This is a genomic window from Mycoplasma zalophi (genome assembly GCF_018914005.1).
Classification (GTDB): Bacteria; Bacillota_I; Bacilli_A; order Mycoplasmatales; family Metamycoplasmataceae; genus Metamycoplasma; species Metamycoplasma zalophi_A.
Genome location: NZ_JAHMHI010000001.1, coordinates 131157 through 145927, shown reverse-complemented (window position 1 = coordinate 145927; position 14771 = coordinate 131157). Strand labels below are relative to the sequence as shown.

Genomic DNA, 14771 nt, shown 5'->3' with positions numbered 1-14771 from the left:
AGTTCGTGCAGAAAAAAGAGCTAAAAAATTAGCAAAAGAACAAGCACGTGACTTAAGAAGAGCACAAAAATTAGCATCTTCTAACTAAGATAATTAAACATTTATTAAATAATTTAATATTAACCTTAGAGTTAATATTTTTTTATTTATATTATCTAAATAAAAATGTATAAATTTAATATAAAATTATTATATTAAAGGAGTTTTATGAAAAAAGTTATTGATGATTTAATTGAAAGAAAAATACTAAAAGATATTTCAAATACTGAGAAATTAAACAAAATCAACACAAATCATGCAATTTATACTGGTTTTGATCCTACTGCTAAAAGCTTACATTTAGGTAATTTTATTCATATCATTAATTTAATGAGATTTAAAAAGCAAGGTTATAGAGCAATTGCTTTAGTTGGTGGAATTACTGGAATGATTGGTGATCCAAGTTTTAGAGATAGTGAAAGAAAATTTTTAGATGCCAAGACACTTTTAGATAACAAAAATCATATAATTAAACAACTTGAAAGTTTTGGGCTTGAAGTTATTGATAATTTAGAGTTTTATAAAAATATGCACATAGCTGACTTTTTAAAACTTGTTGGAACAAAAATTAATATAAATTATATGTTAGCAAAAGATTCTGTTAAGCAAAGATTAGCACATGGTATGACATTTACTGAATTTTCCTATCAATTAATTCAAGGTTGAGATTTTAAATATTTATATGAAAATGAAAATGTTTGCATACAAATGGGTGGAAGTGACCAATGAGGAAATATAACAACAGGATTAGAATTTATTAAAAATTTTCATGGAGATGATCATTTAGCATTGGCAATTACTAGTAATCTTTTAACAGATGCTAATGGTAATAAAATAGGAAAAAGTTCTGGTGGTGGTAGTTTATGATTAGATAAAGAATTAACCAGCCCTTATAATGTTTATCAATATTTATTAAATCAAAGTGATAATGATGTTGAAAAATTATTGAATTGACTTACTTTTTTAGAAACTTCTGAAATAAAAAACATCATATATGAACATACTAAAAATCCCAAGTTAAGATTAGCTCAAAAAACTCTTGCTTTTGAAACTACAGCTATTATTCACGGAAAAGAAACAGCTCAAAAATGTGTTGAAATTTCTGATAAATTATTTAAAAATAATATTTTAGATTTAACATTAGAAGATATTAACTTATTACAAGGTTTTTTAAGAACATTTGAATATAAAAATGAATCTATTATTGATTTTATAGTTGAAAATAAAATATTAAGCAGTAGAAGAGAATTTAGAGAATTTTTAAATAATAAAGCTCTAAGCATTGATTCAAACCAAATAGAAGATGAGAATCAAAAAATTACATTTAATAATTTTGATAATAAATATGCTATTTTAAAAAAGGGTAAAAAAGAATTTATTATTATTAAAAATAATATTTAAAATGCACAAGTAAGTTAGGTAAAAAAATTGACACTTCAAAATAAAGAAGTATTATTTTTGTGTCAAAACATTTTACATTTGAACAACAAAAAGTTAAATATTGCAAAATTATTGATCGAACGGATTTTAAAACAGCATTAATACAGTTTTTAATATACAATGAAGAAAAAATAAATATTATTGTTGAGATCTAGATAAAAAACAAAAGAGAAATATAAATCAAATCGTTATGGTAGTATATCACTTTAAAAGTAATATAAACTTTATAATTTAATGAGGTGTAAAATATGAATAGAACTTTTGAAAGTTTTTATTATAGTGGTGATGGTATGATTTATAATTTGTTTGTTATTGAAAATGAATGTAAACACTCGAACAATATTATAAAATATTATGATAAAATTTTTTGCCCCGAATGTAAAGAGGTTAAATTAAGATTTACTCATGAAACTAAAAAAAAGATGAGCTTTTTTATCAAAATATCCACCATCAATTCATGTATATAGTTGCACATTTTTATATAATTATGAATCTCAAAATACAAAAAAATATATTCAAAAATTATTCACAAAAGACCAAATAAGCGATAGACTTCAATCAGTATTAAATTTATTATCAAAACCTATAAAAAAAGAAGAATTGAATGAAATAACAATTACTCATAATAACAATTATACAAATACAAAAAAAATATATACAAACAATTTTGGAACATTATTTTAAAGAAGGTCTATAAATAATCCCCTGAACAAATCAGATGAAAATGAATTATTTATTTTTTACAGAAAAGTAAAATTAAAAAACAAAGAAATCCAAACTCAAAATGGAATTTGTTTTAGTTTACTTATAAAAGTAAAAGCAGTGAATCAATGAAAGGAACAAACAAGTATTTTCAGATATAAAAATAAAGATAAAATTTATGACTTTGTAGTATTAGGTTACATTGAATCTTATAAAAATGTTTTACGAATAAGAACCAATGATTTTTCTTTAGTTGTGTTTAGAGAGGCCACAACAGAAGAATAATACATCTTGCAAAAAATTCATGATTTTTTCAAAAATTCCAAAGTTAAAAGCACCACTAAAGCAAGTAGTTTTTCATTTTTTTTAAAAATATTTAACATTGTTTTTAATTAGAATCATGTTTATACCTTTATATAATTGGAGGACTTATCTGGATTTGAACCAGAATTGCGTTGTAAACAAAGCACGTTTTGCATTAAACTACATGTCCATATACATGACTCATTTTTTACCTAATTAAAATTTCAGAATTAAATATCTTTCACTTTTAAAATTATTCTGTAAAACTATTTTTTGACTTAATTTATGTGAAGAGAATTTTTTACCAAAAAGAGCTTTAGATTTAAATTTTTCAATCGTAAATCATCATGCAGATTTTAATCCTAATAAAAGTAAAATTTTCATTGCATTACCACCCTTGATAACTACATAAATTTCACCCTTTTTTCTAAGATTAATTTTTTTCAATTTTAGAAGATTTTTTTCTTTTAAAAATGCTTCATCTAAGATATTTAAATCTACCATTTTTTTAATCGCTAAATTAACAGTAGATTTCTTAAATCCAAGTTCGCTAATTAAATCATTTTTAGAAAGATTAATATTTGAATTTCTGTAGATTCTAATTGTTATAAAAATTTTTAATAAAACAAGATCTCCAGATAATTTATTTTTTCAACTTTCAGAAATAACAAGTTTTCCACTTTTTATGAATTTTCTAATGTGATCTAAATTTTGCTTGTCATATTTTTTCTGGTTGTATTTATTTTCAAAATTTAAATTGTTATAAAAATCTTTGATGCTCTTATAGTCGCATTCATTCTCCATTATCTTTAATTCACTTCATACACTCATAAATAACCTACATTCAATTTAAAAATCTTTTTTATTTTGTGATCTCTCCAAGTTTAAATAAACACCTTTTTTTTGACACAAAAGCAATATTTTTATCGAGCTCTGTTGAAATTTTATTGATAAACATTATGGTTTTTGATTTATCTTTTTAGATAAATTTGTTAAATTTTTGTGTGCTTCTTTTCTACCATTTTTAACTCATACCATATGTCTAAAATCCGCGTGTTTTTAGGTTTTTGATCATACTAGCATGGGTCATATTTTTTTGATCTTCAGGTATTTCATACTGATAAAAATATCTTCAGTTTAGGCAAAATTAAACATTTATCCTTATATTTCAGCTAAATATAGAGTAATAGTGTTTAATTATTCAATCAATTTGACTAATGCTAATTTTTCTTGAATGCTGATTTTTTAAATTCTTATGCATAATTATTATTTGACTTTCATTTGTCAGTTGTTTTCTAAGTTTATAAATCGTTTTTGTTGAAATATTTAATGCTAGCGACAATGTTCTGGTTGTTGCTTTTCGATTATTTTTTATATATTCCAATTGATATCTTTTGTTGATTTCGTAATTGCTTTTTTCATAACGTTAATGCTTTATTAGAAATTGGAACTTTTGTTTTTTATTTCATAAAAATATTTTTATAAATTATTTGTTATAATTAAGGTAATTAAATATCATTAAGGAGATATTATGTGATTCAAATATTTATTCTGACATTTATTATCATATTTATTCCCACATCTAACTACTTTAGAAAAAATAGTACTTCTAAGTCCAATTATTATCCCTTTATTAATTGCTTTATTGATGATTCTTAAAATGTTTGTTGGTTTTGTTATTGATATCATTAAGGAAAAAAATGATGATTGAAATGATATAACCAAGAATTTGAATAATGAAAAAGAAGTTATATCAAATCAAATTTCAAAAAAATCAATAATTGAATCTAATTTTGAATCTTTAAAAGAAATCGAAAAAAATAGATGATTAAAAAAACACCAAGATTTTAAAAATTATAGAGTTTCTGAACAATATCTTAAAGATATGATTTTAACTAATTATTATTACAATGATATAAGTTTAAATGGTAAATAATTAAATAATAATATATTATGATATTATTCATGTATAAAGTATAAAAATATACAAAAAGTTTATAAATAAAAAGAAGTTATACATTATAAAAAAACTAAAAAATATTTTTATTAACTTCTTTATTAATGGTAAGTTGAGTAAGTATTTTATCATCTGTATCTTGTGCTAAAATTGAAGTTAAAGATGATAATATTAAAACTGAAACAGATAAAACTAAACAAAATGATAATAAAGAAGAAACAAAAAAAGATACAATTAAAAAAGAAAATACAAATCAAAGTTCTGATAATGCAGAATCTAAACCAAAAGTAATTGAAGCTCTTGATTTAGAAAAAGCATCTGTAAAAATAGGGTTTAAATTGCCAGAAGATTTAACTTTTAGTAATTTTGGTAATATTAAATTAGCAGATATTAAAATATTTAATGAAAATGCTAATTTAGAAGTTAATTTATTAAATAAACAAATTATAAGTAAAGAAAATGAAAGTTCAGTATATATGCTAAAACATTAGTTTTAGATTATGAAATTATTCAAAAGATAAAAAAGAAAATAAAATATCTAAACAAATTAATCTAAAAAACCATTTACTAAAAAACAACAAGATTTTTTATTAAAAAGTATTGATCTTTATAATTTTAGTAGAATTTACAAAACTTATAATGATCCAAATGCTATAGAACTAGTTAAATTAAATAATTATCTTTATATTTCACCATATAATTTTGTAAATTATTTAAAACAAAATCCAGTTTTTTTAAAAGATTTATTTAGTTTATTTGATCTTAAATTTACATCTTTAAATGAATCTAAATTTGAAGAACATCAATTAATAAAGAAGATTATAGATATTTAACTATAAAATCAGGAATAATTAATGAATATTTTGATTTAGATGTTGAATGTGCAGTTGTTATTGAAAGTGATGAAGCTGTTCCAAATAGATATAAACAAACAAAATCAACTGCTAAATTATATTTTGATATTTACAATAAATTAACAAAACAAAAATTACATGAAGATGTGTTTTGAAACTCAGAAAATGAAGTTAAAGTAACACTTTTCATAAATTAAAACCAAAATTTTTAAAACTCAATATAATTCAGAATTAAGTCAAAATTCTGCTATAGTTAGAGAAACTGAAAAACCAATTAAAATGGTATTACAAGAAACAATAAGTTGAATTTTAAATAATAACTATTAAATACTTAATTATATTTTTTTCAATTAAGATGTATTGTAATAATATTAGTAACTTTTTTAGGGTTTTTGTTTATTTACAATCCTATTACATATCACTATATTAGTTTTAATTTAAAAAGTAAAGTAATTTATTGAACTTTATTTGGTTTTGATTTACTTTAAATTTTTAGTAATTATTTATAAAATTGGATTCACCAAAAAATTAAAAAACTAACTGAAATTGAACTTAAAAATTCAGAATTAAATGAATAAATCTATGTTAAATATTATTAGTTATAATAACTTAATCTTAATTAAATCTTAGAATCTAAATCTCTAAAAGCACCATATTATTATTTAGATAATAATTTAAATTACTTAGAAAAATCCTTTGAAAATAATAAAACTGTAATGGTTTTGGTAAATTTAAATAATATAAAGAATATTCTTTAATAATTAAATTTTGAGATTTAAATAAAGATAATTTATCATTTGCTATATATTTTATTAAAATCAAAGTCTTCTTAAAGATTTTTTAGTGGATTTTGGATATTTCATCATAATTTAGTTGCTTTTCAATTAAATCTTTTAATAAATTTAAATCTAAAATATAACAGTCAATTTTTTTATCAATATAGAAGTGATCTTTAGGGTGTTTTATATCAAAAACTAGGGTATTAATAGTATTTTTAAAGAGTTTAGGTTGTTTTTTTAATTCAGCTGATGAATTAAATAATGAAATATTAAAAACTAAATCTAAAGTAGGGTGAAGATAATAACTAATTAATTTCAAACAAATTCTAATCAAGTTTTTTTTAGTTATTTCATCTATTTTTTTTAATTGATTGTTGGAATTTATTTTATATCGTTTAATGCTTTTAATTAATCATTTTACTCTTGATTTTTTATATGCATTTTTTAATAGATTTTTATAAAAATCTAAGGTAATATTTTTTTTAATAACTTGTTTTCTGTAAATTGAATCTTCAAAGTGTTTGTCTTTAATGATAATAAAATCAAAATAATTTCTTTTTAACTCCCTAATTCAATTAGAACCGCCACCTTTAAACTGAAAATACATAATTTCATCTTTAGGCTGAAAATACATAATTGCATTTTTTAGTTTAGAAATGATAATATCTTCAATGATTTTTTTTGCATCTGGGAATTTAAAATATATTCTAAAAGGTCTATATAATAAATATCAATTAATTAATTTAGTTATTAAAGTATCTAAAAAAGTTTCAGAATCAATAAATTCTTCAAAATGATAATTTAAACTAAGTTCTAAAAAATATTTTCAATTAAAATAGGTCTTTTTTTAAAAAAATCATAAATATCATTAATTTGATATTGCATATTATCAATATGAGCAATTTCTAAATATTTAAAAATATGTTCTCAAATTACTTCAGAATCATATTTTTTTAATAATTCATTTACTCAAAAAAAGTTATTTTTAATTTCTTCTTGAGTTTCTAATCTAAAAACACTATATTTATTTTGCATATAAATATCAATAGAAGGTATTTTTGCTGAATGTAAATCTAAATGATTTGCTTTTAAAGATGCTATATCATATTTATTTATTAATTTTAATAAGTCATAATCAGTTTTCATAATTTTTCTTTTATTCAATTATACCAATTTTAAAATATCTTTATAAAAAATACCCATTTTTAAGGTTTAATTATACCTTATAATATATTAATTATTAATCAATGGAAACACCAAAAAACTCATGTAGTAATAAAAACTATTAAATTATTTAGAAAATATTTATACTATAAATCACAAAATTAATATTTCAAAACTATTAATGAAAATTAATAATGATGATCTATTATTAAAAGAAATAGGATATGAAAACAAAAAACTTTATTATAAAACTTTATGAAAATATGTTGATTTCATTAAACAAAAACATCTCAAATCAGTATCAAAAACAAATGATGAAGAAATTTTAATTAATATTAATTTCATAAAACAAGAGAGCGCAAAAATTAATTTAGAATTTAGAAACAAACAATTTAAATTTAATTCTTTAGATGATATTATCAAACAATATTTAAAAATAACTTTTAAAAATACAAATATAGAACAAATCAAAGAAAATTATTTTAATAATTTAATTAGTATTAAAATGCTTGATTATTTACTTAAAATGATTTTAGTAGAACTTGAAATAAATACTTGAAATAATTTAAAATTATGAAAACAAAAATTATTAAATTTAGCAAATTGAAAAATATATTTAATTTTAAAACTATGACTATTTATTATTTGTTATTTAAATTCTCAACCACATTATTGAATTGAAATGATAGATTATTTATTGAAATTAACTGATAGTTTTGTAAATTAAATTACAAATTACAAACTAAAATAAAAAACCACTATGTAAACATGGACAATAAATATTAACATTTTTAATTAGCTAACACCACAGCATATTGCTGTGGTGTTTTTCAACCTAAATTTGATTGTATTCAATCATTGTTGTATCAAAAAAACATAATCATTAATTTTTTGATTTAATTCATTAAACGTGATTTTTTTATAATCTAAATCGTTTAATAATTCAGTTTTTATTATTCCAAATCAATATTCTATTTCTCTATTGTCTAATGAATTTCCAATTCTTGATAGTGATACTTTCCCACCAAGTCTAATGATTTCAGAAATATATTCATAATTTGTATATTGAAAACCGTGATCTGAATGAATTATAAAATTGTTACAATTGTCTTTTCCAATGTCTTTAATATTTTCTAAAACTAAGTTAAATCATTTGATTTATTTAGTCTATATCCTATAATTTTTTTGCTTTTATGACTAATTATTGCTGATAGATAAACATGACTACCATTTACATCTTTGGGTGCATTTATGTATGAAACATCAGTTGCATAAATATTCTGCTATATTTGTCATTGTAATCCCCTTGAACGATATTATCAATTACACATTTTGTATCTTTAATTTCTGGTTTTCTTCGCTTTTGTCTTACTTTACATTGAAGTTTTAAATACTTTAAATATCTTCCCAATGTACGATCATTTATATATATTTTATATTTAATATAAATATATATACTAAGTTTTTTTCTTCCAAATCTAGCCTTGTTTGCCTTAAATGCTTCAATTATAATTTTAGAATAAGGAATAACTTTTTCTTTTTTTGTGAAATTTTGCTCTTTGAAATAGTTTGTCTACTGAGATTAAAAAATAATGCTAATTTAACTGATTTAATCTTAAGATTTGCAGCTTCTTTTTTCTTGTCTTTTTTAGGTTTTTGATTTGTTATTTCATAATATCTTTTTGCTATTTCAATTAAATCATTTCTATCAAAAATTTCTTAATCAAAATCAGGTTCTTTTTTTGCTCTTCCAGAACCAGGTTTTCTATCTTCACCTTTTTTGTTAACATTTTTTCTTTCAATTCTAAATTATAATATTTAATTGTTTTTTTTAATTCTTGATGATAAATTTTTTCTTTTCGTAAATTTAGTTTTGGGTTAAATTGCTTGCATTTTTCTTAATTCTCCAATCACTCCATTTTGCCAATAAGCATCAAATACTAAATCCCATTCATCAATATTTAAATTTCTTGACATTTCGCCTCCTTACTATACATACCTTTGAGAATACAGATTTTAAACAGTTTGTAAAAAAATTAACATTTCGCGAATGTTAATTTTTTTGTCCATCTTTAATTTGTTGTGGTTTTTTATTATTCAAAACCAGTATTATTTTCTAGATTATAATTTCTAGTAAATTCAGCAACTTTTGCTTCAAGATCTTTTTTGGAAATATCTGGGTGTTTTAAAGATAAATTTTCAATAAATCTAGTTAATTTATCTTTATAAACAAAACCATTTAATATAGAATCAACTTCATGAAGTTGATATGTGGAATTATGTTTGTTTTCTTTGTTAATTTGTTTAGGGGTTAGTTTTAAACTATCATCTTGAGATATTTTAGCTAAAATTAAATCTTTATTTTGATGGATATATTCTTTTTTATATTTTAAGACATAAACAAGTCCTAATATTGCAATTACAAAAAATACTAACCCTAAACCTAAAAACAGTTTTAAAGTTTGTTTTTGATATTTTTTTAATTTAGAATTATTTATTTTAAATAAAGATAAAATTTGTAAAATATATGCACTAATATATAAAATAGATGAAATTGTTAAAATTGTTATTGAAGCAGGATTTTTAAAGTTATATCCTACAAAAATACAACTTGCAAATAATATTAAAAATATTAAAAATAAAATATATAAAATTAATGATCAGAAACTAAATTTATATAATTTAGTTGATACTTTATATTCTTGATATTGATATATAATGTGGTTTTTTATAGTCATAAGTAGATTCCTTTTTAAATTATTATATCATTAAACTAAAAATACACTTTAGAATAAACATAGACAATAAATATTATATGAAATAAAAAACAAAAGTTCCTAGGGTAAATAAAAAACACAAGTTCTAATTTCTAACAAAGTATTAACATAATGAAAAAAAGTAATTACGAAATCAACAAAAAATATCAATTGGAATATATAAAAAATAATCCAAAAGCAACAGTCAGAACATTGTCGCTGACATAACATTTCAACAAAAACGATTTATAAACTTAGAAAACAACTGACAAATAAAAGTCAAATAATAATTACGCATAAGAATTTAAAAAATCAGCATTCAAGAAAAATTAGCATTAGTCAAATTGATTGAATAATTGAACACTATTACTCTATATTAACTGAAATATACAAGGATAAATATTTAGATTTTTATTTAAACTTAAGATATTTTTATCAGTATGAAATACCTGAAGATCAAAAAAATATGGCTTATGCTAGTGTGATCAAAAACCTAAAAGCACGCGGATTATGAATAAAAATGGAAGAAAAGAAGCGCGCAAAAATTTAGCAAATTTATTCAAAAAAGATGAATCAAAAACCACCATGTCATTAATAAAATTTCAAAGGAACTCGATAAAAATATTGCTTTTGTTTCAAAAAAAAGTGTTTATTTAAACTTGGAGAGATTACAAAATAAAAAACAAAAGTTCTCATTTATTGAATTCAAAAAAGTGGAACTTTTGTTTTTTATTTCATATTAAAATTATTTTAAGATGATAAATTTTTTAAAAATATCAAAAATATGATATCATACTTATATGTGTGATATATTTAGGTGGAACAACCGACCTGCGAGCATTGCCACACACTAATAAAATAAGGTTGCTAAATTTGTTATAGGATGGGGGCTGTTGTTAGCTATATAACCCATCATTTTTTTATAGGATTTTATGAACATCAATAACGAAAAACTTAAATGCATTTTTTTAAATTTGAAAAATATATTAGATAAAATTTTTTATCAGCAAAACAAAGAAAACAAAGAAATTCATTTTGAAAATAAATTAAATATTTTTATGGAAAATATTAAAAATTCAGAAGGCAGAGACTATTTAATACAAATAAAAAATAAAAATATAAAACATATTTTAGGACTTCACTATTGACAAAAGCTAGAAAAAAAGACTAAAACCAATGATTATAAATACATAAAAACCTTTATAAATAAAATAATAAATAATAATGATCCTTTATCTTATTTAGAAAGATTACTAATTAATAATTGAAAAATAATTTCAGAGAAAACTATTAATTCAGAAAAAAAATTAGGAGAAAAAGTTAAACTTAAAGATAAATATTCTCCTAATAATTTTTTTACCTTTTTAATTTCTAGAATTGAGTTTTTTGTTCAATTTATTGAATTAATTTATAATGAAAGTGATAGTTTTTATTTTTGAAGTAATAAAACTAACAATAATAATCAAAAAACATTTTCGTTATCTTGAGAAAACAATACAAATGGTTTTATTCCGATAATGGTATTAAGAGATATAACTTCTGATAATTATCAGTATAATACATATATACCAACTTCAATAATAATTAAATCAAAAAACAATATCAAAGAATATACTATACTCAAAATTAGGAATGTAAAGCCGGTATTAAAAACTTTGTATTAAAAATTAAATAAAAAATACTATTTCATTTTTTAAATTACAAAAACAAACACAAAATTTAAACAGGAGAAAAATTTTGTTCAGACACACTTTGTTATGTCGCTTTTTTATTTTGTTTGTAAAAATTAAGACTTGGGTGTATAATGATGTTGCAGTGATATATTTGTAACGCTAAGGGGATTTTCCGTTTAGATACTTAGAAGTGGAATATATTGAGGACGAAATAATACGTGAAAAAATATGCTTTTCAGACATAACATCATTGTTATGTTGTTTTTTATTTGGTTAATATATTTGATATGATTAATTGGGTTGACTCCTTTTAATTCAGCCCATTATTACAAAAACAATTAAGAATGGTAATTAAATGAAACCATTCTTTTTATTTCTTCGAAAATTTTTTGCATTTCCTTATAAATTTCAATGCTCACTTCGTAAGTGTGTTGCATTAGCGGATTCAAATTATATTTTTTCTTCTAATTTATGTATAACGTTATATAGATTATTTGCAAATATTCTGCTGTTTTTAAAAAGTTTATACATAGGTTTGGAAAAGATCTCAGTTGATGATATTTTGTATTGCAAACAAAATTTTTGAAAATCATTTAATTCATCACCTTTTAGAATTAAAGTACTAAAGATAATGTTGTTGATACTTATTTTGATTTCGCCTTTACTATCTATCATTATTCGTGCATCATCATCAGGTCAGATCTTTAATTTTTGTCCTTTTTCGTTCACTGCAACATAATACTGGTTTTGATACTGAAATGTTGAAGCATAAGCTTTTCTTTTAATTTCCAGATAAACCTTATGTTCATTTTTGGAAGTGTCACATGTTCTGAAAATGTTTTGCTTATGGGCATAAAATTTATTGTTTCATTGATGAAAGTCATTGATTAAAACTTCTTTATTTTTGTTAAAATCTGCCGCTGTTTTAATACCTAAATTTTTAAAATGAATAGGGAAAAATCGTTGAATTGAGTCATTGGTTCTTTCAACTAGAGGTTTAAATATAGCAACACTTGAAGATTCCACTTTTATCTTCTTTTTACTCATGTTCTTCTACAAAGGTGTGTTTTTTGCTTCATTTCCATAAAAAGTTCTTCTTTTATTAGTTCTTATTAAGACTGGAAAACCTCATTTTGAAAATAAATCTTCAAGCAAAATCATGTACCCTTGATTTGTTTCTTCTTTTTCTGCATGTAAAGCTAATATAATTCCTGTCGCTCGGTCAACAGCAACATATATATTAAACTTACTATTGCAATTTCATCAATGTTCGGTTGCATCAATTTCAACTATCTCTCCAAAATTTAAATAAGAACCTTTATTTTTTCTTGAAACAAAAGCAATATTTTTATCGAGTTCTTTTGAAATTTTATTGATAAACATGATTGTTTTTGATTCATCTTTTTTAGATAAATTTGCTAAATTTTTGCGTGCTTCTTTTCTTCCGTTTTTACTCATACCATATGTGTAAAATCCGCGCGCTTTTAGGTTTTTGATCATACTAGCATAAGTCATATTTTTCTTAAGATCTTCAGGTATTTCGTACTGATAAAAATATCTTAAGTTTAAATAAAAATCTAAATATTTATCCTTGTATATTTCAGTTAATATAGAGTAATAGTGTTCAATTATTCAATCAATTTGACTAATGCTAATTTTTTTGAATGCTGATTTTTTAAATTCTTATGCGTAATTATTATTTGACTTTCATTTGTTAATTGTTTTCTAAGTTTATAAATTGTTTTTGTTGAAATGTTATGTCAGCAACAATGTTCTGGCTGTTACTTTTGGATTATTTTTTATATATTCCAATTGATATTTTTTGTTGATTTCGTAATTACTTTTTTTCATTACGTTAATACTTTATTAGAAATTGGAATTTTTGTTTTTTTATTTACCTTAGGAACTTTTGTTTTTTAATTGTTTTTAAAAAAATTTTGTTATATAATGTAGTTTAAAGGATGGTAGATGTGTTTGAAAATAAGAATTTAACTTACCAAGAGTTTGTAAATAAAACTTCTAAAGAATTCATTTTAGAACAATTAAATGAATTGTTTTTAGCATTTAAAACTAATAAAATTAAATGTTCAAAACAATTTAAAGAAGATATTTTTAAAATCATTAATAATTTTTATTTAAAAGATGAAGTTAATTATTTTTATATTAGTTATTTTGATGAAGAATTAATTAACTGAAAAAATGATTTAATTTTTCAATCTAAAAAATTTTTTAAATTAAAAGAGATTGATTTTAAAATTTTAGAAATCAATAATTTACTTAAAAATGATTATTATGATACTTCTTGAAATAAAAATCTTAAAATTAAAATCATAAATAATACTAAATCTAATTTTAAAGCAGAAATTTTAGGGATTTTATTTACAACAATGTCAAGTTTTAAAAAAATGCTAGAAATTTTAAAATACTATCCAATTTCAGAAATAGATGAAACTTTAATTAAAATTTATCAAAATAATTTAATCTAAAACGAAAATACTTTATGCAAATGGAATACAAAATTATTACAAGACTCTAAAGCAAGTATTAAAATTGCTAAAAATGATGAATCAGAAGTGATTTTTAATGACAAAATTGTTTATGAATTAGCAATTAAAATCTTAGAACATGTAATTAAATTTAATCAAATTAATACTTTATTTATAAATGATTTCAAAAATTTAAATACTTATTGAGAAATACATCCATTATTTGAAAATTTTAAAACAAATATTTTAAATAATTAAAAAAAACACTCTTTAATTAACTAACACCATAGCATATTGCCGTGGTGTTTTTCAACCTAAATTTGATTATATTTAATCATTGTTGTATCAAAAAACATAATCATTATTTTTTTTAATTTAATTCATTAAACGTGATTTTTGTATAATATAAATTGTTTAATAGTTCAGTTTTAATTATTCTAAACCAATATTCTATTTATCTATTCTCTAATGAATTTTTTATTCTTGACAGTGATACTTTCCCACTAATCTAATGATTTCAGCAATATATTCATAATTTGTTATCAAAAACCACGATCAGAATGAATTATAAAATTGTTGCAATTGTCTTTTCCAATGTCTTTAATATTTTCTAAAACA

The 14771-nt window shown here is 21.1% G+C and carries 16 protein-coding genes; 10 read left to right on the top strand and 6 right to left on the bottom strand.

All coding sequences use genetic code 4. The annotated features are described in order from the left end of the window. Positions 1-207 precede the first annotated feature (207 nt). The 3 genes from tyrS to KQ877_RS00715 all read left to right on the top strand — a co-directional run bounded on the left by tyrS (position 208) and on the right by KQ877_RS00715 (position 2466). Positions 208-1440 carry a tyrosine--tRNA ligase gene (tyrS, locus tag KQ877_RS00725; RefSeq protein WP_216535730.1) on the top strand — a complete coding sequence of 411 codons (1233 nt, stop codon included), beginning with the start codon at positions 208-210 and terminating at the stop codon, positions 1438-1440. Between the two features lie 444 nt (positions 1441-1884). Next, on the top strand, positions 1885-2163 hold the full coding sequence (locus KQ877_RS00720) for a hypothetical protein (RefSeq protein WP_216535729.1): 279 nt from the start codon (positions 1885-1887) through the stop codon (positions 2161-2163). 138 nt (positions 2164-2301) lie between these two features. Further along, on the top strand, positions 2302-2466 hold the full coding sequence (locus KQ877_RS00715) for a hypothetical protein (RefSeq protein WP_216535728.1): 165 nt from the start codon (positions 2302-2304) through the stop codon (positions 2464-2466). 234 nt (positions 2467-2700) lie between these two features. Here the strand turns inward: KQ877_RS00715 and KQ877_RS00710 are convergent, their stop codons facing one another. Beyond that, the gene (locus KQ877_RS00710; protein ID WP_216535727.1) at positions 2701-3288 is read right to left on the bottom strand and encodes an MAGa4850 family ICE element protein; all 588 of its coding nucleotides are present in this window, start codon (positions 3286-3288) and stop codon (positions 2701-2703) included. A gap of 727 nt (positions 3289-4015) precedes the next feature. On the opposite strand from KQ877_RS00710, the gene KQ877_RS00705 reads away from it, so the two are divergent. Then, on the top strand, positions 4016-4420 hold the full coding sequence (locus tag KQ877_RS00705; protein ID WP_216535726.1) for a hypothetical protein: 405 nt from the start codon (positions 4016-4018) through the stop codon (positions 4418-4420). A 125-nt stretch (positions 4421-4545) separates the two neighbouring features. Continuing rightward, positions 4546-4932 (top strand): hypothetical protein, encoded by a 387-nt coding sequence (locus tag KQ877_RS00700; protein WP_216535725.1) that lies wholly within the window; start codon positions 4546-4548, stop codon positions 4930-4932. A gap of 1203 nt (positions 4933-6135) precedes the next feature. On the opposite strand, the gene KQ877_RS00695 is transcribed toward KQ877_RS00700, so the two are convergent. Then, complete coding sequence (locus tag KQ877_RS00695; RefSeq protein WP_216535724.1) at positions 6136-6708, bottom strand: hypothetical protein; 573 nt, start codon at positions 6706-6708, stop codon at positions 6136-6138. Between the two features lie 22 nt (positions 6709-6730). Here KQ877_RS00695 and KQ877_RS00690 point away from each other — a divergent pair, with 22 nt between their 5' ends. Next, positions 6731-6874 carry a hypothetical protein gene (locus KQ877_RS00690; protein ID WP_216535723.1) on the top strand — a complete coding sequence of 48 codons (144 nt, stop codon included), beginning with the start codon at positions 6731-6733 and terminating at the stop codon, positions 6872-6874. A 13-nt stretch (positions 6875-6887) separates the two neighbouring features. On the opposite strand, the gene KQ877_RS00685 is transcribed toward KQ877_RS00690, so the two are convergent. Further along, complete coding sequence (locus tag KQ877_RS00685; protein WP_216535722.1) at positions 6888-7220, bottom strand: hypothetical protein; 333 nt, start codon at positions 7218-7220, stop codon at positions 6888-6890. 199 nt (positions 7221-7419) lie between these two features. Between KQ877_RS00685 and KQ877_RS00680 the strand changes: the two genes are divergently transcribed. Beyond that, positions 7420-7965, top strand: a complete 546-nt coding sequence (locus KQ877_RS00680) for a hypothetical protein (protein ID WP_216535721.1) — start codon at positions 7420-7422, stop codon at positions 7963-7965. Positions 7966-9331: 1366 nt separating this feature from the next. Here KQ877_RS00680 and KQ877_RS00670 read toward each other — a convergent pair. Then, positions 9332-9976, bottom strand: coding sequence for a hypothetical protein (locus KQ877_RS00670; RefSeq protein WP_216535720.1), 645 nt, complete (start codon positions 9974-9976; stop codon positions 9332-9334). Between the two features lie 950 nt (positions 9977-10926). On the opposite strand from KQ877_RS00670, the gene KQ877_RS00665 reads away from it, so the two are divergent. Beyond that, entirely contained in the window at positions 10927-11658 is a 732-nt protein-coding gene (locus KQ877_RS00665) for a hypothetical protein (RefSeq protein WP_216535719.1), read from the top strand. Between the two features lie 459 nt (positions 11659-12117). Here KQ877_RS00665 and KQ877_RS00660 read toward each other — a convergent pair whose 3' ends face one another. Continuing rightward, positions 12118-12714: a hypothetical protein gene (locus tag KQ877_RS00660; protein ID WP_216535718.1), complete on the bottom strand. Its 597-nt coding sequence runs from the start codon at positions 12712-12714 to the stop codon at positions 12118-12120. 6 nt (positions 12715-12720) lie between these two features. Then, a complete protein-coding gene (locus tag KQ877_RS00655) occupies positions 12721-13167 on the bottom strand; it encodes a hypothetical protein (RefSeq protein WP_216535717.1) in 447 nt (148 codons plus the stop codon). Between the two features lie 470 nt (positions 13168-13637). Here KQ877_RS00655 and KQ877_RS00650 point away from each other — a divergent pair, with 470 nt between their 5' ends. Together KQ877_RS00650 and KQ877_RS00645 are read left to right on the top strand one after the other, a co-directional pair. Beyond that, positions 13638-14153, top strand: a complete 516-nt coding sequence (locus KQ877_RS00650; RefSeq protein ID WP_216535716.1) for a hypothetical protein — start codon at positions 13638-13640, stop codon at positions 14151-14153. Positions 14154-14240: 87 nt separating this feature from the next. Then, a complete protein-coding gene (locus KQ877_RS00645) occupies positions 14241-14411 on the top strand; it encodes a hypothetical protein (RefSeq protein WP_216535715.1) in 171 nt (56 codons plus the stop codon). The last annotated feature ends 360 nt before the right edge of the window (positions 14412-14771 follow it).